Source organism: Dankookia sp. GCM10030260, from assembly GCF_042666655.1.
Classification (GTDB): domain Bacteria; phylum Pseudomonadota; class Alphaproteobacteria; order Acetobacterales; family Acetobacteraceae; genus Paracraurococcus.
Genome location: NZ_JBHTDE010000006.1, coordinates 124926 through 145199, shown reverse-complemented (window position 1 = coordinate 145199; position 20274 = coordinate 124926). Strand labels below are relative to the sequence as shown.

At 71.5% G+C, this 20274-nt stretch carries 21 protein-coding genes; 10 read left to right on the top strand and 11 right to left on the bottom strand.

Annotation, left to right across the window (positions count from 1 at the left end):
- Positions 1-31 precede the first annotated feature (31 nt).
- Positions 32-1033: a Bug family tripartite tricarboxylate transporter substrate binding protein gene (locus ACFQS7_RS19790; RefSeq protein WP_380068849.1), complete on the bottom strand. Its 1002-nt coding sequence runs from the start codon at positions 1031-1033 to the stop codon at positions 32-34.
- 95 nt (positions 1034-1128) lie between these two features.
- On the opposite strand from ACFQS7_RS19790, the gene ACFQS7_RS19785 reads away from it, so the two are divergent.
- Positions 1129-1545: a helix-turn-helix domain-containing protein gene (locus ACFQS7_RS19785; RefSeq protein ID WP_380068848.1), complete on the top strand. Its 417-nt coding sequence runs from the start codon at positions 1129-1131 to the stop codon at positions 1543-1545.
- A 68-nt stretch (positions 1546-1613) separates the two neighbouring features.
- Here ACFQS7_RS19785 and ACFQS7_RS19780 read toward each other — a convergent pair whose 3' ends face one another.
- The 3 genes from ACFQS7_RS19780 to ACFQS7_RS19770 all read right to left on the bottom strand — a co-directional run bounded on the left by ACFQS7_RS19780 (position 1614) and on the right by ACFQS7_RS19770 (position 4176).
- Positions 1614-2096, bottom strand: a complete 483-nt coding sequence (locus ACFQS7_RS19780) for a hypothetical protein (RefSeq protein WP_380068847.1) — start codon at positions 2094-2096, stop codon at positions 1614-1616.
- A gap of 266 nt (positions 2097-2362) precedes the next feature.
- Positions 2363-3337, bottom strand: a complete 975-nt coding sequence (locus tag ACFQS7_RS19775) for a Bug family tripartite tricarboxylate transporter substrate binding protein (RefSeq protein ID WP_380068846.1) — start codon at positions 3335-3337, stop codon at positions 2363-2365.
- Positions 3338-3399: 62 nt separating this feature from the next.
- Positions 3400-4176, bottom strand: coding sequence for an enoyl-CoA hydratase (locus ACFQS7_RS19770; RefSeq protein WP_380068845.1), 777 nt, complete (start codon positions 4174-4176; stop codon positions 3400-3402).
- 76 nt (positions 4177-4252) lie between these two features.
- On the opposite strand from ACFQS7_RS19770, the gene ACFQS7_RS19765 reads away from it, so the two are divergent.
- The 5 genes from ACFQS7_RS19765 (at position 4253) to ACFQS7_RS19745 (ending at position 9072) form a co-directional block, all read left to right on the top strand.
- Complete coding sequence (locus ACFQS7_RS19765; protein WP_380068844.1) at positions 4253-5425, top strand: CaiB/BaiF CoA transferase family protein; 1173 nt, start codon at positions 4253-4255, stop codon at positions 5423-5425.
- 70 nt (positions 5426-5495) lie between these two features.
- The gene (locus tag ACFQS7_RS19760) at positions 5496-6674 is read left to right on the top strand and encodes an enolase C-terminal domain-like protein (protein ID WP_380068961.1); all 1179 of its coding nucleotides are present in this window, start codon (positions 5496-5498) and stop codon (positions 6672-6674) included.
- A gap of 97 nt (positions 6675-6771) precedes the next feature.
- Positions 6772-7101, top strand: a complete 330-nt coding sequence (locus ACFQS7_RS19755) for a hypothetical protein (RefSeq protein ID WP_380068843.1) — start codon at positions 6772-6774, stop codon at positions 7099-7101.
- Between the two features lie 79 nt (positions 7102-7180).
- Entirely contained in the window at positions 7181-7906 is a 726-nt protein-coding gene (locus tag ACFQS7_RS19750) for an aspartate/glutamate racemase family protein (protein ID WP_380068842.1), read from the top strand.
- 68 nt (positions 7907-7974) lie between these two features.
- Positions 7975-9072, top strand: a complete 1098-nt coding sequence (locus ACFQS7_RS19745) for a calcium:proton antiporter (RefSeq protein ID WP_380068841.1) — start codon at positions 7975-7977, stop codon at positions 9070-9072.
- Between the two features lie 12 nt (positions 9073-9084).
- On the opposite strand, the gene ACFQS7_RS19740 is transcribed toward ACFQS7_RS19745, so the two are convergent.
- Positions 9085-9909, bottom strand: coding sequence for a class I SAM-dependent methyltransferase (locus ACFQS7_RS19740; RefSeq protein WP_380068840.1), 825 nt, complete (start codon positions 9907-9909; stop codon positions 9085-9087).
- Positions 9910-10067: 158 nt separating this feature from the next.
- Between ACFQS7_RS19740 and ACFQS7_RS19735 the strand changes: the two genes are divergently transcribed.
- A complete protein-coding gene (locus tag ACFQS7_RS19735) occupies positions 10068-11630 on the top strand; it encodes a winged helix-turn-helix domain-containing tetratricopeptide repeat protein (protein ID WP_380068839.1) in 1563 nt (520 codons plus the stop codon).
- Here the strand turns inward: ACFQS7_RS19735 and ACFQS7_RS19730 are convergent.
- From ACFQS7_RS19730 to ACFQS7_RS19720, 3 genes are read right to left on the bottom strand one after another with little or no spacing between them, the layout of a single operon-like run.
- Positions 11605-12369, bottom strand: a complete 765-nt coding sequence (locus ACFQS7_RS19730; protein ID WP_380068838.1) for an FkbM family methyltransferase — start codon at positions 12367-12369, stop codon at positions 11605-11607. The genes ACFQS7_RS19735 and ACFQS7_RS19730 overlap by 26 nt on opposite strands.
- Positions 12366-13034, bottom strand: a complete 669-nt coding sequence (locus ACFQS7_RS19725) for a glutathione S-transferase N-terminal domain-containing protein (RefSeq protein ID WP_380068837.1) — start codon at positions 13032-13034, stop codon at positions 12366-12368. The genes ACFQS7_RS19730 and ACFQS7_RS19725 overlap by 4 nt, the downstream gene beginning before the upstream one ends.
- A gap of 4 nt (positions 13035-13038) precedes the next feature.
- Positions 13039-13512 carry a DUF29 family protein gene (locus ACFQS7_RS19720; protein ID WP_380068836.1) on the bottom strand — a complete coding sequence of 158 codons (474 nt, stop codon included), beginning with the start codon at positions 13510-13512 and terminating at the stop codon, positions 13039-13041.
- Between the two features lie 122 nt (positions 13513-13634).
- Between ACFQS7_RS19720 and ACFQS7_RS19715 the strand changes: the two genes are divergently transcribed.
- Entirely contained in the window at positions 13635-14957 is a 1323-nt protein-coding gene (locus tag ACFQS7_RS19715) for an aspartate aminotransferase family protein (protein WP_380068960.1), read from the top strand.
- 449 nt (positions 14958-15406) lie between these two features.
- Here the strand turns inward: ACFQS7_RS19715 and ACFQS7_RS19710 are convergent, their stop codons facing one another.
- Together ACFQS7_RS19710 and ACFQS7_RS19705 are read right to left on the bottom strand one after the other, a co-directional pair.
- Positions 15407-15655, bottom strand: coding sequence for a hypothetical protein (locus ACFQS7_RS19710; RefSeq protein ID WP_380068835.1), 249 nt, complete (start codon positions 15653-15655; stop codon positions 15407-15409).
- A 167-nt stretch (positions 15656-15822) separates the two neighbouring features.
- Entirely contained in the window at positions 15823-16794 is a 972-nt protein-coding gene (locus ACFQS7_RS19705) for a TIM44-like domain-containing protein (protein WP_380068834.1), read from the bottom strand.
- 180 nt (positions 16795-16974) lie between these two features.
- Between ACFQS7_RS19705 and ACFQS7_RS19700 the strand changes: the two genes are divergently transcribed.
- On the top strand, positions 16975-18501 hold the full coding sequence (locus tag ACFQS7_RS19700) for an ABC transporter substrate-binding protein (RefSeq protein WP_380068833.1): 1527 nt from the start codon (positions 16975-16977) through the stop codon (positions 18499-18501).
- Positions 18502-18554: 53 nt separating this feature from the next.
- On the top strand, positions 18555-19796 hold the full coding sequence (locus ACFQS7_RS19695) for an MFS transporter (RefSeq protein WP_380068832.1): 1242 nt from the start codon (positions 18555-18557) through the stop codon (positions 19794-19796).
- On the opposite strand, the gene ACFQS7_RS19690 is transcribed toward ACFQS7_RS19695, so the two are convergent.
- Positions 19747-20154 (bottom strand): hypothetical protein, encoded by a 408-nt coding sequence (locus ACFQS7_RS19690; protein WP_380068831.1) that lies wholly within the window; start codon positions 20152-20154, stop codon positions 19747-19749. The genes ACFQS7_RS19695 and ACFQS7_RS19690 overlap by 50 nt on opposite strands.
- Positions 20155-20274 lie beyond the last annotated feature (120 nt).

The following is a 20274-nucleotide window of genomic DNA, read 5'->3' as shown; positions in this document are numbered from 1 at the left end:
CGGGCGAGAATCTGCCCTGTGGAATTTGCCGCTACTCGGCCTGGGCGCCGCTGATCTCCACCAGCGTCTTCCAGCGTGCCTCCTCGCCGCGCCAGAAGGCGCCGAAGGCCTCGGGCGAAGCGTCCGTCACCGGCTGGAAGCCGAGCGGGACCAGCCGCGCGCTGAATTCCGGTGCCTTGGCGACCTGGGTGATCAGCGCATGCAGCCGGGCCAGCACCGGGTCCGGCGTCCCGGCCGGCGCCATGATGCCGTACCAGACCTGGGCATCGACGCCCTTGCCGGGCAGCAACTCGTTCATGCTCGGCACGGTCTCCAGCCCCGGAACATAGGCGAGGCGCTCGGCGCTGCCAACCGCCAGCGCGCGGAAGCGGCCTTCCCGCACATGCGGCATCAGCGCCGGCATCACGTCGAACATCATGTCGACGTTGCCGGCCAGCAGGTCCTGGATGGCCGGCCCGCCGCCGCGATAGGGCACATGGGTGATGTCGATACCGGCGACGCGCTTCACCAGTTCCATGTAGAGATGGCTGGTGGTGCCGGTGCCGGACGAGCCCATGGTGATCCGGCCGGGGTCCTTCTTCGCCGCCGCCACCAGCTCGGCGAAACTTTTCCAGGGGCGCTGCGCGTTGACCACCAGCAGGATCGTGCCGGTGGAGACGCGGGTGACCGGCGCCAGGTCCTTCATCGGGTCGATCGGCATCCGCGCGCCGTAGAGGTACTTGTTCGCCGCCAGCGTGTTCGCCGCGCCGATCAACAGGGTATGGCCATCCTTGTCCGCCCTTGCCACGAATTCCGCGCCGATGTTGCCGCCGGCCCCGGCGCGGTTCTCCACCACCACCGGCTGGCCGAGCAGCGGCGACAGCTTCTCCCCCAGCATGCGGGCAGTGATGTCCAGCGCGCCGCCGGCGGCGATCGGCACGATGAGGCGGACCGGGCGGTTGGGCGTCCAGGTTGCGGCTGAGCCCTGGGCCCGAGCGGCGGCGGGGACCAGGGTAGCGGCGGCGAGGCCGAACAAGGGACGGCGACGGATCATGCGGGAAAGCTCCGGGGATTGCCCCGCATCTCAGGGCAGCGGGCCCCCGGGTCAACCCAAAAGGAACCCGCCGGGCTGCGGCGCGTGGAAAACCCATGCCGAACGATGCCCCGCCCATGGCCGCGCTGATCGAGGGAAGGCTGGACCGGCTCGGCCTGACGCCCGAGGAAGCCAGTCGCCAGGCCGGGCTGCCGGCGGATTTCCTCGACCGTTTGGCCGAGGGCCGTGTCCCGCCGCCACGCGGCCAGAAGCTGGTCCGGCTGGCCGAGGCGCTGGCCACCAGCGTTTCCTACCTCGTCGGCCTCGACCCCGACACGCCGCCGCCCGCCGAGCTGCTGGAGGAGGAGCAGGGCTCGCTCGGCCTGCTGGCGGGGGATGAGGAGGCGCTGCTGCGGGCCTATCGCCGGCTTGAGTTCCCGCAGAAGGCGGCTGTGGTGCTGGTGATCCGCAGCATGGCGGGGCCGGAGCCGGTGGCGGATGCCGTGCCGCCGAAGCGAGTTGGGCGGCGCTGATGCCGATCATCGCGGCACTAGCGTGACCATCGCCCGGCAGTGCGGAATGTCCTCCATGGTGAGGGCGGTCATGTAGGACTGGCTCTGCAACGAGTCGAGAATGCCGGACCCGCCATCTGGATCGTCACCGCTCCTGGCCCGCCTCCCACCCGGTACCGACCTTCCAGGCGGTAGGCCTGAAGGCGGTCATCGACGAAGATGTTGGCACCCTGCGGGCGGAGGCCTGGGTCAAGCTCGCTTACGGTCGCCAAGTCATGGCCAAACCAAACCTCCAGCCGCGAGGCGCTCTGGTTGGGCGCCAGCATGTCGGTGATGGTGATCGCCCACGCTCCGGTATCGGAATCCGCTCGCCCGCCGCCCCAGCCGGCCTTCGGGCTCCCGGCACGATCGGCGACGCGGCTGCCGCCCTCGATCATCTCCGGGCTTTTCAGAGCCAGCAACACGAGGAAGCTGCCGAACCCCAGGCTGAGTGCGCCTGGCAGGATGCCGATGGCCGGGATCTTCACTTCCCGGGCCTCGAGTCCCCCGCCAAGGATCGCGATTGCGATCATCACGCATCCAAGCAGAAAGGTAATCGTCGGTGCTGGAAACAACATGGCGGCATACGCCCTGAAATGCTTTGGGCGCCGTTGGGTCCGCAACGCCAAGTTTACACGGGATGCGGCCACGCAAGAAGGCAATGCCGCCTCTTGGCTGATGGGCATGTGCGCGCTGGCACAGCGCGCTGCGCCGGCACGGCTCCTCTCGTCCGTGGGCCGTGCCGAGCTGGATTGCATTTTTCCAGGCCTAGTGGCCAGGCTTGGGACGGCGGCGGGCGCTACTCGATCCTGATCCCGGCATTCCGGATCAGCGCCGCATAGCGGTCCGCATCGGCGCGCAGCAGCGTGGCCGCATCGGCGCTGGTGCCGCCGCCGGGGATGAAGCCGGCTTCCTTGATCCGCGGCCGCAGCAACGGGTCGGCCAGCGCCTTGTTGACCGCCGCGGCCCAGCGTTCGCGCACCGGGTCCGGCAGGCCGGGCGGGCCCATCAGCATGTACCAGACATTGGCGTCGAAGCCGGGGAAGCCCGATTCCGCCACGGTCGGCAGGTCGGGCAGCCATTCGATCCGGCCCGGCATGGTGGTGGCCAGCGCCCGCACCCGCTCGCCGCGGATATGCGGCAGGTAGGTGGGGAAGGTGTCGATGGCCAGGTCGATGCGCCCGGCCAGGATCTCGTTTACCGCCTGGCCGGTGCCGCGGAAGGGCACATGGGTCATCCGGATCCCGGCCGAGGCCGCCAGCAGTTCCGCCGCCAGATGCTGCTGCGTGGCGACGCCGGAGGAGGAATAGTTCAGCGCCCCCGGATTGGCCTTGGCATGGGCGATGAAGCCGGCGAGGTCCTTGGCCGGGGAGGACAGCGGCACCACCGCCACCAGCGGCACGGTGGCCGCCAGCACCACCGCGGTCTGGTCCCGAATGATGTCGAAGGGCGGCGGGGTCATCAGCGGCGGCACGACGGCGGAGGCGCTGACGGTCGACATGTACAGCGTATGGCCATCCGGCGCGGCGCGGCTGCCGGCGAGCGCCGCGATGGTGCCGCTGGCGCCGGGCCGGTTCTCCACCGCGATGGGCTGGCCGAATTCGGCCTGCAGCGCGGGCGCCAGGAAGCGGGCGATGATGTCGGTGCCGCCGCCGGGGGCGAAGCCGACCAGCAGGGTGATCGGGCGCGTCGGCTCCCAGCGCGGCTGGGCGCGGGCCAGGTGCGGCAGCGCCAGCAGTCCGGCACCGGCCAGCATGTGGCGGCGGTGGATCATCGGGTTTCCTCCTGCGTGGCCGGGCTGCGCCGGCCTTGGGTTCCTCGGGCCTTGCGGCCGCTTCAGGTGCCGGTCCACTGCATCGGCCGCTTGGCGAGGAAATTCTGCACGCCCTCGCGGAAGTCGTTGCTGGTGAAGCACATGGTCACCAGGTCGTCGCCGTTCACCTGCCGGGCGGCAAGGCGGAGCCGGCGCATCGCCTCCTTGGTCGCGCGCAGCGTCAGCGGCGCGTGGCCGGCGAGCGTGCGGGCCAGCGCCTCGGCGCGCGCCTGCAGCGCCGCATGGTCGGGCAGGATCTCCGACAGCAGGCCGATCGCCTTCGCTTCCTCGGCCTCGACCAGCCGGGCGGTGTAGACTAGGTCGATGACCCGGGCCGGGCCGATCAGCGCGGCGAGCCGGCCGTAATTCGCCATCGACAGGCAATTGCCCAGCGTCTTGGCGATGGGGAAGCCGATCCGCGCATTGGCCGCGGCGATCCGCATGTCGCAGACCGCGGCGATGGCGGCGCCGCCGCCGGTGGCCGCACCCGCGATGGCCGCGATGGTCGGCTTCGGGCATTCCTCGAGCGCGGTCAGCACGCCGTCGATCCGCTCCTCATAGGCCAGGGCATCTTCGGGGGTGCGGAACTCGGTGAACTGGGAGATGTCGGTGCCGGCGGCGAAGGCCTTCTCCCCGGCGCCGGTGATGACGATGGCGCGGAGCGACGGGTCGTCCCCAGCGGTCAGCGCGATCTGCCGCAGCCTCTCGTACATCGGGAAGGTCAGCGCGTTGCGCGCCTGCGGGCGGTTGAGCGTGACGAAGCCGATGCCGTCGCGCGTCTCATACAGCAACTCGTCCATGGGGCCTCCCGGGTTTGCGCCATTGGTGGCGGTTGCGGGGCCGGTTATCAAGCGGGGAAGCCAGGAGGAACGACCCATGCTGCCGCTGTCCCGCTTCACCGTGCTCGACCTCACCCGCGTCCGCTCCGGCCCTACCTGCGTGCGGCAGCTGGCCGACTGGGGCGCCAGGGTCATCAAGATCGAGGCGCCGGAGGAGATCGACACCGGCAGCGGCATGGGCGGCGACCGGCACGGGCCGGACTTCCAGCAGGTGCACCGCAACAAGCGCGGCATCACGCTGAACCTGAAGCACCCGGACGGGCTGGCGCTGTTCCGGACCATGGTGGCGAAGGCCGACGTGGTGGTGGAGAATTACCGCCCCGACGTGAAGGATCGCCTGGGGATCGACTTCGAGGCGCTCTCGGCGATCAACCCGGGGATCGTGCTGGGCTCGATCAGCGGCTTCGGCCAGACCGGGCCCTATGCCAAGCGGCCGGGCTTCGATCAGATCGCGCAGGGGATGGGCGGGCTGATGTCGGTCACCGGCCTGCCGGGCCAGGGTCCGGTACGGGTCGGCATACCCGTCGCCGACCTCACCGCCGGGCTCTACACCGCCATCGGCATCCTGGTGGCGCTGCTGGAACGCGAGCAGACCGGCCGCGGCCGCTGGGTGCATACCTCCCTGCTGGAGGCCATGGTGGCGATGATGGATTTCCAGGCGACGCGCTGGACCATGCGCCACGAGGTGCCGCAGCAGGCTGGCAACGACCACCCGACCACGGTGCCGACCGGGCTGTTCCGGACCAAGGACGGGCTGATGAACCTGGCCGGCGGCGGGCAGGAGATGTGGAACCGCATCGTCGAGACCTTGGGGATCATCCAGCAGGCCAAGGACCCGGATTTCGCCACCGACAAGACCCGCGCGGCGAACCGGGAGAAGACCAACGCCCTGCTGCAATCGGTGCTGGAAACCGACACCTCGGAGAACTGGATCGCCCGGCTGAACAAGGCCGGCGTCCCGTCCGGGCCGGTCTATGCCATGGACCAGGTCTTCGCCGATCCGCAGGTGCGGCACCTGGAGCTCGAATGGCCGGTGGAGCACCCGGCGCTCGGCATCGTCAACCTGGTGCGGGCGCCGATGACGCTGGACGGTGTCGAACCGCCGCGGCGGCCGACGCCGGAACGCGGCGAGCATACCGCCGAGGTGCTGGCCGAGTTCGGCATCGACGCCGCGGCACTGGCGGCGCTGCGCGCCAAGGGCGCCGTCTAGCCCCGCACCGCTTGACCCCGGCGCGGCGCTGCGGCAGCACCGCGCCTCCATGAGGGAGGAACGCGACGCCATGCGCATCGCCTCGGTCCGCGACGGCGTGGTGCCGATCGCCTCCGCCATCGCCAATGCCTATATCGACTTCTCCAAGATGACCGCCTCGGTCGTCGCGGTGACGGTGGAGGACGGCGCCGGCCGCAGCGCCACCGGCTACGGATTCAATTCCAACGGCCGCTACGCCCAGCCCGGGCTGCTGCGCGAACGCTTCATCCCGCGCCTGCTGGAAGCCCCGGAAGCCTCCCTGGTCCATGCCGATGGCGGGCTGGAGCCGGCCGGCGCCTGGGCGGCGATGATGCGGAACGAGAAGCCGGGCGGCCATGGCGACCGCAGCGTCGCGGTCGGCGTGCTCGACATGGCGCTCTGGGATGCCGCGGCCAAGCTGCAGGACAAGCCGCTGTGGAAGCTGCTGGCCGAGCGCTACCGCGGCGGCGAGGCGGACGAGACCGCCTGGATCTACGCCGCCGGCGGCTACTACTATCCCGGCAAGGGGCTGGACGAGCTGGTCGAGGAGATGCGGCGCTACCTCGACCTCGGCTACAGCGTCGTCAAGATGAAGATCGGCGGCGCCCCGGGCACGCCGCTGCGCGACGCGCTGAAGCTCGACGTGCAGCGGATCGAGGCCGTGCTCAAGCTGCTCGGCGGCGACGGCTCCCGCCTCTGCGTCGACGTCAACGGCCGCTTCGGCCTGCATGCCGCGCTGGCCTATGGCGCCGCCCTCGCCCCCTACAAGCTGCGCTGGTACGAGGAGCCGCTCGACCCGCTCGACTACAGCACCCATGCAACGCTGGCCGAGCATTACAGCGGCCCGATCGCCACCGGCGAGAACCTGTTCTCGATGCTCGACTGCCGCAACCTGATCCGCCATGGCGGGCTCAGGCCGGACCGCGACATCCTGCAGTTCGACCCGGCGCTGTCCTATGGCCTGGTCGAGTACCTGCGGACGCTGGCGATGCTGGAGGAGCACGGCTGGTCGCCGCGCCGCTGCGTCCCGCATGGCGGGCACCAATTCGCCTTGAACATCGCGGTCGGCCTCGGCCTCGGCGGCAACGAGAGCTACCCGGAGGTCTTCGCCCCTTTCGGCGGCTTCGCCGATGCGACGCCGGTGCGGGACAGCCGCATCCGCATGCCCGACGCGGCAGGCATCGGCTTCGAGCGGAAGGCCAATCTCTGGGCCGTGCTGCGGGACCTGTAGCGGCTGTGCGCCGGCGCACCGCGCGCCGGCGCGCCGCATCGCAGGGTCGGATCGCACCGGGTGCTTCCACAGCCCCGCCCGGCGCGGGACCGATGCCATGCTCCGCTTCGCCTTGCTTGCCGCCCTGCTCCCCACCGCCGCCCTGGCACAGGTGCAGCCGGTCGTCGCCGGAAACCCCGACCCTTCCTTCCGCCTGATCAACCGCGACCCGGCGGCGATGCACGAGATCTACGTCTCCCCAACCGGCCGGCGGGACTGGGGCGCCGACCGGCTCGGCCAGGACGTGCTGATCCCCGGCCGCTTCGCCCGCATCAGCCTGCCCACAGGGCAGTGCCTGCACGACATCCGCGTGGTCTTCGCCGATGGCCGCGCGGTGGAACGGCGGCGCGTGGATACCTGCGTGGCATCGCAACTGGCCTTCCCCTGATCGCCGGGGCGGCGGCGCGGGGATTTGCCCTGACGCCCGGGCCGGTGGAGTCTGGCGCCACCAGCGCCGGAGCCACCGCATGACCCGCCTCCTCGTCCTCAACGGCAACACCACCCAGGCCGTCACCGACCGCATCGCTGAGGCCGCCCGCAGCGCGGCGCCGGAAGGGATGACCGTGGACGCGATGACCGCCCCCTACGGCCTGCCGCTGATCGTCACCCGGGCCGACTGGCTGCTCTCCGGCCCGCCGATCCTGGAAGCCCTGGCCGCGAAGCGCGGCACCTACGACGCCGCGGTCATCGCCGTCTTCGGCGACCCGGCGCTGGACGCGGCGAAGCTGCTGCTCGATGTGCCCGTGATCGGCATCTCGGAAGCCGCCTTCCATGCCGCGTCCATGCTCGGCCGGCGCTTCGGCATCGTCTCCTTCACCGCCGCGCTGCGGCCGATGTTCGAGGATTGCCTGGACCACCACGGCCTGCGCGGCCGCTGCGCCGGCTTCCGCATGGGTCCGGTCGATGCCTCCTACCCCGCCCAGCTCGGCGCGGCGGAGACGGCGGAGCTGCTGGCGCTGATCGACCAGTCCATCGCGCAGGACGGGGCGGAAGCGGTGATCCTGGCCGGCGGGCCGCTGGCCGGGCTGGCCGCGGTGCTGCAACCCTCGGTCGGGGTGCCGCTGGTCGATGGCACCGTCGCCGCGGTGCGGCTGGCCGCGGCCCTGGCCGGGATGCCCCGCCCCGCGCGGCCCCACCGGGCCCGGCCGCTGACCGGCTACGGGACGGAGGTGGCCTCGCTCTACGGCGCGTGATGGCTGGCGGGGTTGCCAGCCGGGCGCAGCCCGCGTTCCTGGCGGCAACGACCCGGAGCCTCACCACCATGACGACAGCGACCTGGCTGCGCCTCGCAGCCGGATGGGGCAGCGTTGCCGCCTTCCTCGCCTTCGGCGCCGGCGGGCTGCACGACCTGTCCGACCCGCTGCGCGTGGCCGGGCTGTTCGCCTGGCTGCTCGGCGTCATCATCTGGCTCGCCTTCGGGGTGGTGCACGAAGCCGAGGAGTTGGCGGAGATGCTGGGCGAGCCCTTCGGCACCCTCATCCTCACCTTGGCCATCGTCATCATCGAGGTCGCGCTGATCAGCGCGGTGATGCTGGGGGCGAAGGAAGCCCCGGCGCTCGGCCGCGACACCATGTATGCGGTGCTGATGATCGTGCTGAACGGCGTGGTCGGGCTCGGCCTGCTGGTCGGCGGGCTGCGGCACCGGGAGCAGTCCTACAACCTGCAGGGCGCTGCCGCCTATCTGGGGGTGATGATCCCGCTGTCGATCATCGCGCTGGTCCTGCCGAACTTCACCACCTCCACCGTCGACGGCTCGCTGACCCCGGCGCAGGCGGCGTTCTTCTCCCTGTTCACGGTGCTGCTCTACGGCATCTTCCTCTGGCTGCAGACCGGACGGCACAGCGGCTTCTTCATCGACCCGGCGGAGGCCGACGCGCCCCGGCTCGCGGGGCCGCCGCGGAAGCGCGGCGCCACGCTGCCGCATGTCGCGCTGCTGCTGGCCAACATCCTGCCGATCGTGATCCTGTCGAAGAGCCTGGCGGCGGTGCTGGATTTCGGCATCCACGCCATGGGCGCCCCGCCGGCGCTCGGCGGCGTGCTGATCGCCATGGTGGTCTTCACCCCGGAAGGCCTTTCGGCGTTGCGGGCGGTGGCGGCGAACCAGTTGCAGCGGGCGGTCAACCTCTGCCTCGGTGCCGCCACATCGACGCTCGGGCTGACGGTGCCGGCGGTGCTCATGATCGGCCTGCTGACCGGGCAAACCGTGGTGCTCGGCCTGTCGGCGGCCAACATGGTGCTGCTGGTCTCGACGCTGATCCTCAGCGCCCTCACCTTCTCCGGCCCGCGCACCACCATGCTGGAGGGCGCGGTGCACCTGACGCTGTTCGGGGTCTTCTTCGTGCTGATCTTCAGCCCGTGACCCGAACCGGCATCACCCGCGGGTAATGACGATCTCGCTGTAGTCGGACGGCACCCGCAGCGAGCCGTCGGTCGCCGTGTCGAAGCGGGCGATCAGGGCGTGCAGGTCCTCCGCCAGCGCCGCCTGCCCGGCCTGGTCCAGCGCCAGGAAGGCCTTGTGCACCGGCCCGTACCACAACCGGAACACCTCGATGAAATGCGCCGGGGAGCGGTAGCGGAAGACGAAGCGGCGGTCGTGCACCGCGATGCCGCCGGCGCCGGCGCCGAAGACCTCCTCGATCCAGGGCCGGCTGCCCCACAATGCCGGCGACTTCAGCCCGGACGGCGGCGGCACATGCCGGGCCAGCGTGCGGAAGAGCTGGCCGATGAAGCCCTCCGGCGTCCAGTTCGCCATGCCGATCCGGCCGCCCGGACGGCAGACCCGCAGCATCTCCCGCGCCGCGGTGGCCTGGTCGGGGGCGAACATCACGCCGAAGGTCGAGACCACGGCATCGAAGCCGGCATCGGCGAAAGGCAGCCTTTCGGCATCGGCCATCCGCCAGGCGACCTCCAGCCCCTCGGCCTCGGCCCGCGCCCGGCCGCGCGCCAACAGCGTTTCGACATAATCGGTCGAGGTCACCGCGCAGCCGCGGCGGGCGAAGGCCAGCGTCGCATTGCCGTTGCCGGCGGCGACATCCAGCACGTTGGACCCCGCCGGCAGGTCCATCGCCTCGGCCAGGGATTCGCCGGTGATCTGCAGGGTGGTGCCGATGCGCGCATAATCGCCCGAGGCCCAGGCGGCATTCTGCCGTGCCTTGATGGCGGCATAGTCGGGCGCGGCTTGGATCATGGTGTCCATGGCGGTGTCTCCCTTGGGGGCCGGCGGCACGCGGTGCCGGCCCGGCACCCCCGGTATCGCGCAGCCGGGCGCCGGCCTGCTTGGCGGCCAGCCGGGATTTGCATTGACCCGGGTGGGGGATTTGCCGGTGATTGCGGGGGGAAGCCCGCGGGGACGCGATGCTGTACCGGTTCGACGCCTTCGAGCTCGATACGGGGCGCTACGCGCTGCGCCGCGACGGCGCCCCGTGCCATGTCGAGCCGCTGGTCTTCGACCTGCTCGTTTTCCTGCTGCGCAACCCGGGCCGGGTGCTGGGGCGGGAGGAGATCGTCGAGCAGGTCTGGCAGGGCCGCGCGGTGTCCGAGGCGACGATCTCCTCCTGCGTCAAGGCCGCCCGGCGGGCCCTGGGGGACAGCGGGGAGGACCCGACCTATATCCGCACCGTCCGCGGCCGCGGCTTCGAATTCACCGCCCAGGTCTCGGCGCAGCCCGCCACGCCGGATATCGCGCAGGCGGCGAGCCTGCCGGCGACGCCAGCGGCGAGCCTGCCGGCGACGCCGGCGGGCGATGCCTCGCCGCTGCCGATCCTCGCCGTGCTGCCCTTCGCCAACCTCAGCGCCGAGACGGACGCCTATTTCGCCGATGGGCTGACCGAGGACATCATCATGCACCTGGCGCGCTTCCGCGACCTGCGGGTGATCGCCGGGGCCTCCAGCTTCCGCTTCAAGGGCCGCGATGTCGACCTGGCCGAGATCCGCGCCCGGCTGCGGGCCGGGTATGTCGTGCAGGGCAGCGTGCGGCGGGATGCCGGCCGCATCCGCATCTCGGCCCAGCTGGTCGATGCCGCGACCGGGTTGCAGCTCTGGGGCGACCGCTACGACCGGGAGATGGGCGACATCTTCGCGCTGCAGGACGAGGTGACGCGGACCATCGCCGCGGCGCTCGGCGTGACCATGCAGGCGACGGCGCTGCAACGCGCCTTGACCAAGAAGCCGGTCGAGCTCGACGCCTACGACTGCCTGCTGCGCGCCCGGCGCTACACCTGGATGCTGAGCGCCGAGATGCATGCCGAGGCGCGCGACCTGCTAGAACGCGCGGTGGAGCTCGACCCGCTATCGTCGGATGCGCACGCCCTGCTGGCCAACGTCTATCTCGGTGAGCACCGGTTCGAGATGAACCCGCGGCCCAACCCGATCGGCCGCGCCATGGTGCATGCCCTGGCGGCGACGCAGCTCGACCCGCAGAACGCCTATGCGCGCTGCTGGCTGGCGATCGTGCATTTCTTCAGGGGCGAGAACGACCGCTTCGAGATGGAGGCGCAGCGCGCGCTCGAGCTCAACCCGAACGACCCGGAAACCCTGGCCGATGTCGGGCACTATCTGGCCTTCATGGGGGAGTTCGAGCGCGGCGTCGCCCTGTCGCGCCGGGCGCAGCTGCTCAACCCGCTGCATCCCGAATGGTATCTCTTCAGCCTGGCCCGGCTGCACTACAGCCAGCGGCGCTACGCGGATGTTGTCGGCATCATCCAGCGGATCGGCATGCCGCATTTCTACTGGACCCACCTGCTGGCCGCGGCGGCGCTGGGCCAGCTCGGCGACCCGGCGGCGCCCGCGGCGCTGGCGCGGATCTTCGCGGTGAAGCCGGACTTCTCCGCCCGCGGCGAGCTGCGCAAGTGGAACGCCGCGCCGGACGACCTGGACCATATCCTGCAGGGCCTCATGCAGGCGGGGCTGCGGGAGTGATCCGGCCGGGCTCCAGGCTGGCATAGACGTCGCCGCTATTGGCCTCCGGCGGCAGGGCACCGATCCAGGCGGCGATGCCGGCGGCATCCAGCGGGGCGGGATGGACGAATTCCATGCTCTCGCCCAGGCAGGCGTTGAAGCCACGGTAGCCCAGCGCCGCCAGCCGATCGAGGCAGGCGAAGGCCACGCCGGGCTGGATGGTGGTGAATTCGAAGGACAGCGTGCGCGGCGCGAAGGACAGCCCGGTCAGCGCCACCGCCTCATAGCCCTCGACATCGATCTTGATCAGATCCGGCCGGCCATGGGTGGCGGCCAGCGCGTCGAGCGTGGTGACCGGCAGGATGATCTCGGCGTCCCAGGACTGGCCTTCCCAGCCCGGCGCACCGTCCGCCGCGGCGATGAAGTCGGCGCTGGCGGTGGCGACCGTCGGGTTGGCGCTGTTCAGGCGCAGCACCGCCTCCCCCGGCGCGGCGCCGACCAGGGCGGCGACGCGGGCGACGCCGGCATCCCGGCCGAACAACAGCCGCAGCAGCCGGGCAAGCCGCGGCTGCGGCTCCACCGCCACGACCCGGGCGCCGAGCCGGCGGAAGCTGGCCGTCCGGTCGCCGACATGCGCGCCGACGTCGAAGGCCAACTCGCCCGGGGCGAGCAGGCGGCGATGGAAGGCGTCCAGCCGCCCGCCCCGGCCCGGCGGGTAGTAGATCCGCAGGGACCGGCCGATGGCGCGGGCCGTGGTCACGCGGCGGGCGGGGTTTCGTAGCCGGCAAGCTGCCATGCAGCGGGTTCGGCCAGGGCCTCCCGGTACCAGCGGTCGACCAGCGGATGGGCACGCACCGCGGCCATATAGGCCCGGCTGGTCGCCGACAGCACCGGCTGCCAGGTGAGGAAACGCCCGACCACCGGGGCGTACATGACGTCAGCCATGCCGAAGCGCGGGCCGAACAGGAAAGGGCCGCCATGCGCCGCCAGCGCCTCGCCCCAGGCGGCCTCGATGCGGGCGATGTCCTTCAGGGCGTCGGGCGTGCGGCCCAGGCCGGCGAAGTCGGCGCCGGCGTTGAACCACATGGCCTGGCGCAGGCCGCGGAAGCCGGCCGCCATCTCGGCGGCCATGGAGCGCGCGGCGGCCCGGGCGGCGCGGTCCTCCGGCCAGAGGCCGGGCGCCTGCTCGGCGCAGTATTCGCAGATCGACAGGCTCTCCCAGACCCGGGCGCCCCGGTGTTCCAGGTAGGGCACCAGCCCGGCCGGGGTGGCGGCGGCGATCGCCGGCGTCACCGGGCCGGCATCGCGGACGAAGGGGATCAGCACCTCCTCCACCTCGAGCCCGGCCAGGTGCACGGCCAGCCAGCCGCGCATCGACCAGGAAGAATAGCGCTTGTTGCCGATGAGCAGGCGGCCGTCGGGCATGGGGTCAGGGATCCGGGGTCAGGCGGGCGAGGATCTGGTCGAGGGCGAGGTCCTCGTCCGGCAACTCGTCCAGGGTGAAGGGGCAAGGGATGGGGAGGCCGGGGAGCGGTTGGCCGAGCTTGCCGGCCGCGGCGGCGACATGCCATTCCCCTTCGGGCCCGGTCTCCACCAGCCTGCGCATGGAGGGGCGGCCGGGCCGCGCGGCATTCCGGCGAAACACCCGCACGTCCCCGCGCCGATGATTCACCGCGGTCGAATGCGGCGCATGGGCGATGAGAAGCAAGTGCTCCAGTACCAGCAGCGGGTGGCTGCGCATCTTTTCGACCTGCGCGCTCCCCAAATCCTCCATCGCCTCGGCCAGGTGGGGCAGGTCGAGCGCCGCATCGTGGTTCGCGCGCGTCTCCGCCAGCCGGCGCAGCGCGGCGGCCTGTTCCAGGGTCCAGGCGTAGAAGTCGCGGTCGTGCAGGCTGCCGTCCATGGCGGGGTCCTCTCCCCGGATTTCCTAGCATATCCGCCGCCGACGCGGCAGCGCCGGCTTGCCCGCGGCCCGCAGCGGGTGTTCCTTGGGCGGGACTGCCGGAGCTGCCCCCGATGAACGAGATGAACGTCCCGCGTCCGAACAACCTCGACGCCTATTGGATGCCCTATTCGGACAACAAGTACTTCAAGGCCAACCCGCGGATGATCGCCCGCGCCGAGGGCATGTCCTACTTCACCCCGGAGGGGCGGGAGATCCTGGACGGCACGGCGGGCCTCTGGTGCTGCAACGCCGGGCACGGCCGGCGGGAGATCAAGGAGGCGATCCAGCAGCAGGCCGCCATCCTCGACTACGCGCCGACCTTCCAGCTCGGCCACCCCATCGCCTTCGAGGCGGCGGCGCGCATCGCCGAGATCACGCCGGAGGGGATGGACAAGGTCTTCTTCACCAACAGCGGGTCCGAGAGCGCCGACACCGCGCTGAAGATCGCGCTGGCCTACCACAAGGCGCGCGGCGAAAGCAGCCGGGTGCGGCTGGTGGGCCGGGAACGCGGCTACCACGGGGTCGGCTTCGGCGGCATGTCGGTGGGCGGCATCGGCGGCAACCGCAAGCAGTTCGGCGCCCTGCTGCCCTATGTGGACCACCTGCCGCACACCCATGGGCTGGCGGAGAACCTCTTCGCCAAGGGCCAGCCGGACCACGGCGCGCATCTGGCGGACGTGCTGGAGAACCTCGTTGCCCTGCATGGCGCCGAGACCATCGCCGCGGTGATGGTCGAGCCGGTGGCGGGGTCCACCGGCGTGCTGGTGCCGCCGAAGGGCTACCTGGAGCGGCTGCGCGCGCTGTGCACCAAGTACGGCATCCTGCTGATCTTCGACGAGGTCATCACCGGCTTCGGCCGCATCGGGACCAATTTCGGCGCGGAACGGCTGGGCGTGACGCCCGACATCATGACCATGGCCAAGGGGCTGACCAATGCCGCGGTGCCGATGGGCGCCGTCGCCTGCCGCAACGAAGTCTACGACGCCATCGTGGACGGCGCGCCGGCGGGGATCGAGCTGTTCCACGGCTACACCTATTCCGGCCACCCGCTGGCCGCGGCGGCGGCGATCGCCACCATGGAACTGCACCGGGCGGAGGACCTGCCGGGCCGGGCGCGGGCCATCGAGCCCTACTGGCAGGAGGCGGCGCACAGCCTGCGCGCGGCGCCGAACGTCATCGACATCCGCGACTGCGGCCTGATCGCGGGCATCGAGCTGGCGCCGCGGCCGGGCAAGGTGGGACAGCGGGCGATGGACGTGTTCCGCCGCTGCTTCGACGACGGCGTGCTGGTCCGGGTGACCGGCGACATCGTCGCCCTGTCGCCGCCGCTGATCATCGAGAAGGGTCATGTGGACCGGCTGATCGGCACGCTGGACGCGGCGATCCGGGCGGAGGCGGCGTGATCGGTACACGCTGCTGATCAGGCAATCCTGAAGCGGCCTTGTCGGCGGTAGCCTCGCCACTCACGCACGGGTGGCGCGGCGTGCGATGCCCCAAGGACATCGGCGGCAAGGTCCGCGATGCATATCGGACGGGGGCGAAGCCAAACGCCGCGCCCCGCCGGGCCCCGGCGACGCCGGCTGGACATCAGGGGCTGGCGGCCGAGGCGACTCCGGGTCGTTCAGGCAAAAGCCGATATGGTGCGACCGACAGGGCGCGGCACCGTCTACCGATATGCCTGCGGGACCTCGGACGCCGGGACCTGGGGTCGCCGTGCGCTTCAAGGACGATCAGCTCGGTGCCTGGCAGCCGGTGCCGGCAGGTCGCCTGACTCGTGTCGCCCACGCCACCCAGCCCGGATGGGCTCAGCGCAACGTCACGCGCCGGGTGGCACAGCCTGCCGGGATCGACGTCAGCCTTCCCGGCGCAGCGCCACCGCGGCGGCAGCCAGGCCGGCGGCCAGCGAAACGGCGCCCAGGGCCGGCGCCGCCAGAAGCGCCCCCGGTGCCAGGATGGCAGCCGGGCCGAGCGCCAGCCCGACCGAAGCGAGGCCGCCGATGGCGGCCAGGACGGCTAGGAAGCACAGGGCGACCATACGAGGATTCTCCTTCCAGAGGCCAAGCCGGACAACATCGGCAACCACGCCGGCTGCCACGATCATGCCATGATTTGGCCCCGCTTCACCACAATTGCGACTGCGCCGCCCGGGTCAAAGACCCGAACGGCGCAAATGTGACCAAAAGGCGGCAGCGGAAACCGGCCGGCTGATATGCCGCAGGGGTCGCCTCCGACCGCAGCGCCCTGGGGCGCCGCGGTCATCGGACGGCCTCAGCCGGTCTGCTGGATCGCCGAGAGCATCCAGGGGCCGCCCTGGGTGCGGACGAAGGTCCAGAGCTCCGTCACCGTCACGCGGCGGTCGGGATCGCCCTCCACCACCGCGCCGTCGCTGATGCGGCGGGTGACGTCGACCTGGGAGAAGCGCATCGCCACCGTGGCGTATTCGCGCGCACCCTCGCGCCAGGCCTCGGCCAGGTCGCCCTTTTCCAGGACCACGTCGCGCGTCTCGTTGCGCCAACCGCGGCGGGCCAGGTCGCCGAGGTCGCTGCCGAAATACTGCATCATCTCGGGCGTCGCGACCGCACGCATGCCCTGCTCGTCCTGCCGCGACCAGGCGGCGTTGACCACCTTCAGGGCATTCTCGAAGGCCTGGAAATCGGCCGGCGTGACCTGGATCGGCTCACCCACCGGGGCGGCGCCGCCGCCACCGCCGCCGAACATCGGCCGCGGGGCATCCTGCGCCTGCCGCGCCATGGCGCCCATCCCGCCGGCCGGCACCCCGGCCAGGGCCGGCTGCTGGCGCCGGCGGAACCAGCCGATCGCCAGCCGGACCACCAGCACGACCAGGCCGATCTGCAGCAGCAGGCCGAGGAAGCTGGCGATGCCGCTGAAGCCGCCGAACAGCCCATGGCCGAACAGCAGCCCGCCGAGGCCGGCACCGATCAGCCCGCCCATCAGGCCCGCCATGAACGGGGACCGCGAGAAGAAGCCGCCCGCCGGGTTCGGCTGGAACGGCCGCGCCGGCTGGGCCGCACCGACGCCCGGACGGGACGGCTCGGTCATCGTGCGGTCCATCTGCCGGGCGCTGCCCGGCGCGGTCTGGGTCGAAGGCGGCGTGCTGTAGGTGCGGGAACCGCGGCTCCCGGCGGAGGAGCCACCACCCGGCCGTGCATCGGCGATCATCGGCGCAAGCACGAGGGCCGCGGCAGCGAAGGCCGCGAGCAGGAAGGCAGGACGGCGCATGGTCTGGGTTCTCTCCGGCATCATGTTACTTGGCGTCCATATAGGGTGCCGCCGCGGCAATTGCGACGGGGCCGTCAAGGCGTCACCCTGTACCTGCAGCAGTCGGGGGACCATCGGATGGCGAAGGCGTGGATCAGGGGCTTGGTCCTGGGTGGGGCCGTGCTGGCGGCAACCAGCGCCATGGCGCAAACGCCGGCCAGGGTCTTCCGGTTCGCCACCAGCACGGATGCGGCGACGCTCGACCCGCATGCGACCAATGCGCTGTTCACCTACCTCATCGTCTCCCAGGTCTATGAGCCGCTGACCCATCGCGGCGACGACCTGAAGCTACACCCGGGCCTGGCGGTCCGCTGGGAACAGGTCGAGCCGACCCGCTGGCGCTTCCACCTGCGCGACGGGGTGAAATTCAGCGGCGGGGAGAGCTTCGAGGCCGAGGACGCCGCCTTCAGCCTCGCCCGGGTCAAGGCGCCGACCAGCAACTACGGCATCTACGTGGATACCGTCGCCGGCACCGAGGTGGTGGACCGGCTCACGCTCGACGTCATCACCCGCACCCCGGACGCCACCATCCCCGACAAGATGAGCCGCGTGCTGGTGATGGACAAAGGCTGGTCGGAGGCCAACCGCAGCGCCGTACCGCAGAATTTCGGCCAGCGGGAGGAGACCTTCGCCGCCCGCAACACCAACGGCACCGGCCCCTTCGTCATCACCCGGCGGGAGGTCGACCAGCGCACCGTGATGGCCCGCAACCCGGCCTGGTGGGGGACCGAGGCCAAGGCCGCCCCCGGCAACGTCACCGAATTCCAGTACATCGTGCTGAACTCGGATTCGACCCGGGTCGCCGCGCTGCTGTCGGGCGAGGTCGACATGGTGCATGTCGTCCCGGTCCAGGACATCGAGCGCATCCGCCGCGACCCGAAGCTGCGGGTGCTGGAGGGCCAGGAGAACCGCACCGTCTTCCTGGCGATGAACCAGGAGGCCGACGACCTGTCCTCCTCCGACATCCGCGGGAAGAACCCCTTCAAGGATGTCCGTGTCCGCCAAGCCGTCGCGCATGCCATCGACGTCGAGACGCTGAAGCGCCGCACCCTGCGTGGCCAGGCGGTGCCGACCGGGTCGATGTGGACGCAATTCGTCAACGGCTGGACGCCGGAAACCGACAGGCGCCTGCCCTACGACCGCGACCGGGCGCGCGCCCTGCTGGCCGAGGCCGGCTACGGCCAGGGTTTCGCCATCGGCTTCGACTGCCCGGTCGGCACCTATGACGAGGCCTGCCAGGCGATCACCGCCATGCTGGCCCAGGTCGGCATCAAGGCCAGCCTGAACCTGGTGCCGAACAGCCAGTTCATCGGCCGCATCCAGCGCCGCGAGAGCCAGTTCTACGCGCTGTCCTGGGGGGTGCCGACCTTCGATGCGCTGTACACGCTGCGCGCGGTCATGGCGTCCCGCGCCGTCGGCGGCAGCGCCAGCTGGAATGCCGGCGGCTATGCCAATGCCGAATTCGACGCGCTGGTGAAGCGGGTGGAATCGGAGACCGACCCGGAAACCCGGCGCGGCCTGATCGCCCGCGCGCATGCCCTGCACAATGCCGAGCTGGGCCATGTCCCGCTGTACCACATGATGATCCCCTGGGCGGTGCGGCAGGGCGTGGCGGTGACCCACCGGGCGGACAACCAGGTGCAGGTGCGGGAGATCCGCATCGACTGAACCGAGGCGGCAGCGGCAGCGTTGCCGCGGCACCCGCCCGGAGCCGCGCCGCGATGTCCCCGCCCAGCATCCCCGGCGCCCGCGCGCTGGACGCCCTGAATTTCGCCCTGGCCGACGTGCGGGACGGGCTCGGCCCCTATCTCGCGGTCTATCTCCTGGCCCTCGGCTGGGACCCGGCGCAGACCGGCCTCGTCCTCGCCATCTCCGGCGTCGCCGGGTTGCTGGCCCAGGCGCCGGCCGGCGCCCTGGTGGACCGGGTGGCGGCGCGGCGGGCGGTGCTGGCCCTGGCCGCCCTGGTGGTCACCGCCGCCTGCCTGCTGATCCCGGCCTTCCCCGGCTTCTGGCCGGTGGCAGGGTTGCAGGCGGCCAGCGGCATGGCCGCCGCGGTCTTCGCCCCGGCGATCGCCGCACTCACGCTGGGCCTGGCCGGCCGCGCCCGCTTCAGCCGCCGCACCGGCCGCAACGAGGCCTTCAACCATGCCGGCAATGCCGCCTCGGCCGCCGCCGCCGGCGGGCTGTCGCTGTGGTTCGGCCCGGTCGCGGTCTTCTGGCTGCTGGGCGGCATGGCGCTGGCCAGCATCGCCGCCGCCCTGGCCATCCCGGCCGACCGGATCGACCCGGCCCTGGCGCGCGGCGCGGACGAGGCCGGCGGCAGCCAGGCTTCGGCCTGGCGGACCCTGGTCACCTGCCGGCCGCTGCTGGTCTTCGCGCTCTGCGTCGCGCTGTTCCATCTGGCCAATGCGGCGATGCTGCCGCTGGTCGGGCAGAAGCTGGCACAGCAGGACCTCAACCGCGGCACCGCGCTGATGTCGGCCTGCATCGTCGCGGCCCAATTGGTGATGGTGCCGATGGCGGCGCTGGCCGGTGCCCGGGCCGATGCCTGGGGCCGCAAGCCGCTGTTCCTGGCCGGCTTCGCGGTGCTGGCGCTGCGCGGCGTGCTCTACACTTTGTCCGACGATCCCTGGTGGCTGGTCTCGGTGCAGGCGCTGGACGGGGTGGGCGCCGGGCTGTTCGGCGCCCTGATGCCGATGATCACCGCCGACCTGACGCGGGGCACCGGGCATTTCGGCGCCGGACTCGGCGCCGTCGCCACCGCGCAGGGGCTGGGCGCCTCGCTTTCCAACGGGCTGGCCGGCTGGGTGGTGGTGCAGGCCGGCTATTCGGCGGCCTTCCTGGCCCTGGCCGCGACGGCGGCGGCCGGCGCGCTGCTGTTCTGGTGGGCGATGCCGGAGACCGCCCGGAAGTCTATTGCAGCCTCAGCGAGGCCAGCGTGGTGTCCTTCTCCGCCTGGCTGAGCGGAACCATCTGCTGCCAGACCGCGGCGGCCCAGGCCTGGGCATAGCGCGACAGCCGCTCCAGGTCGTGTTCGTCGAGGCTTTCGACATATTCGGCGACGCTCTCGCTTTCGTCGTCCCAGCCGGAGGCGATGTCGACCACCACGGCGGTGGCATTCATCGCGTCGTCGTCCAGGTCACCTGCCTCGAAGGCGCCCATCTCGACCAGTTCGGGCACCTGGTGGGCGGTGACGACGGCCAGTGCCGCGGCCTCGCGCAGCGGCATCCGGCCGTCCTCGTTCAGGCTGAGCTCGGCGAGTGCCGCGATCGCCTCCCGCTCCATGTGCTCACGCGTCTTGCGCCAGTCCTGGACTGCCATGGGTCGCTCCTTCCCTGAAGGTCCGTGAGGTAAAGCAAGACCGGGAAGGAAGCATCCTCCCCGGGCCCCTCCTCTGTTTTTGGGAGTCAACACCTGCCGCGCGGCGGCACTCGACTTGCA

Bases quoted from the DNA above. Each gene is read 5' to 3' on its own strand.
- ACFQS7_RS19790 (WP_380068849.1), bottom strand. From the start codon at position 1,033: ATGATCCGTCGCCGTCCCTTGTTCGGCCTCGCCGCCGCTACCCTGGTC.
- ACFQS7_RS19785 (WP_380068848.1), top strand. From the start codon at position 1,129: ATGCCGAACGATGCCCCGCCCATGGCCGCGCTGATCGAGGGAAGGCTG.
- ACFQS7_RS19780 (WP_380068847.1), bottom strand. From the start codon at position 2,096: ATGATCGCAATCGCGATCCTTGGCGGGGGACTCGAGGCCCGGGAAGTG.
- ACFQS7_RS19775 (WP_380068846.1), bottom strand. From the start codon at position 3,337: ATGATCCACCGCCGCCACATGCTGGCCGGTGCCGGACTGCTGGCGCTG.
- ACFQS7_RS19770 (WP_380068845.1), bottom strand. From the start codon at position 4,176: ATGGACGAGTTGCTGTATGAGACGCGCGACGGCATCGGCTTCGTCACG.
- ACFQS7_RS19765 (WP_380068844.1), top strand. From the start codon at position 4,253: ATGCTGCCGCTGTCCCGCTTCACCGTGCTCGACCTCACCCGCGTCCGC.
- ACFQS7_RS19760 (WP_380068961.1), top strand. From the start codon at position 5,496: ATGCGCATCGCCTCGGTCCGCGACGGCGTGGTGCCGATCGCCTCCGCC.
- ACFQS7_RS19755 (WP_380068843.1), top strand. From the start codon at position 6,772: ATGCTCCGCTTCGCCTTGCTTGCCGCCCTGCTCCCCACCGCCGCCCTG.
- ACFQS7_RS19750 (WP_380068842.1), top strand. From the start codon at position 7,181: ATGACCCGCCTCCTCGTCCTCAACGGCAACACCACCCAGGCCGTCACC.
- ACFQS7_RS19745 (WP_380068841.1), top strand. From the start codon at position 7,975: ATGACGACAGCGACCTGGCTGCGCCTCGCAGCCGGATGGGGCAGCGTT.
- ACFQS7_RS19740 (WP_380068840.1), bottom strand. From the start codon at position 9,909: ATGGACACCATGATCCAAGCCGCGCCCGACTATGCCGCCATCAAGGCA.
- ACFQS7_RS19735 (WP_380068839.1), top strand. From the start codon at position 10,068: ATGCTGTACCGGTTCGACGCCTTCGAGCTCGATACGGGGCGCTACGCG.
- ACFQS7_RS19725 (WP_380068837.1), bottom strand. From the start codon at position 13,034: ATGCCCGACGGCCGCCTGCTCATCGGCAACAAGCGCTATTCTTCCTGG.
- ACFQS7_RS19720 (WP_380068836.1), bottom strand. From the start codon at position 13,512: ATGGACGGCAGCCTGCACGACCGCGACTTCTACGCCTGGACCCTGGAA.
- ACFQS7_RS19715 (WP_380068960.1), top strand. From the start codon at position 13,635: ATGAACGTCCCGCGTCCGAACAACCTCGACGCCTATTGGATGCCCTAT.
- ACFQS7_RS19710 (WP_380068835.1), bottom strand. From the start codon at position 15,655: ATGATCGTGGCAGCCGGCGTGGTTGCCGATGTTGTCCGGCTTGGCCTC.
- ACFQS7_RS19705 (WP_380068834.1), bottom strand. From the start codon at position 16,794: ATGCGCCGTCCTGCCTTCCTGCTCGCGGCCTTCGCTGCCGCGGCCCTC.
- ACFQS7_RS19700 (WP_380068833.1), top strand. From the start codon at position 16,975: ATGGCGCAAACGCCGGCCAGGGTCTTCCGGTTCGCCACCAGCACGGAT.
- ACFQS7_RS19695 (WP_380068832.1), top strand. From the start codon at position 18,555: ATGTCCCCGCCCAGCATCCCCGGCGCCCGCGCGCTGGACGCCCTGAAT.
- ACFQS7_RS19690 (WP_380068831.1), bottom strand. From the start codon at position 20,154: ATGGCAGTCCAGGACTGGCGCAAGACGCGTGAGCACATGGAGCGGGAG.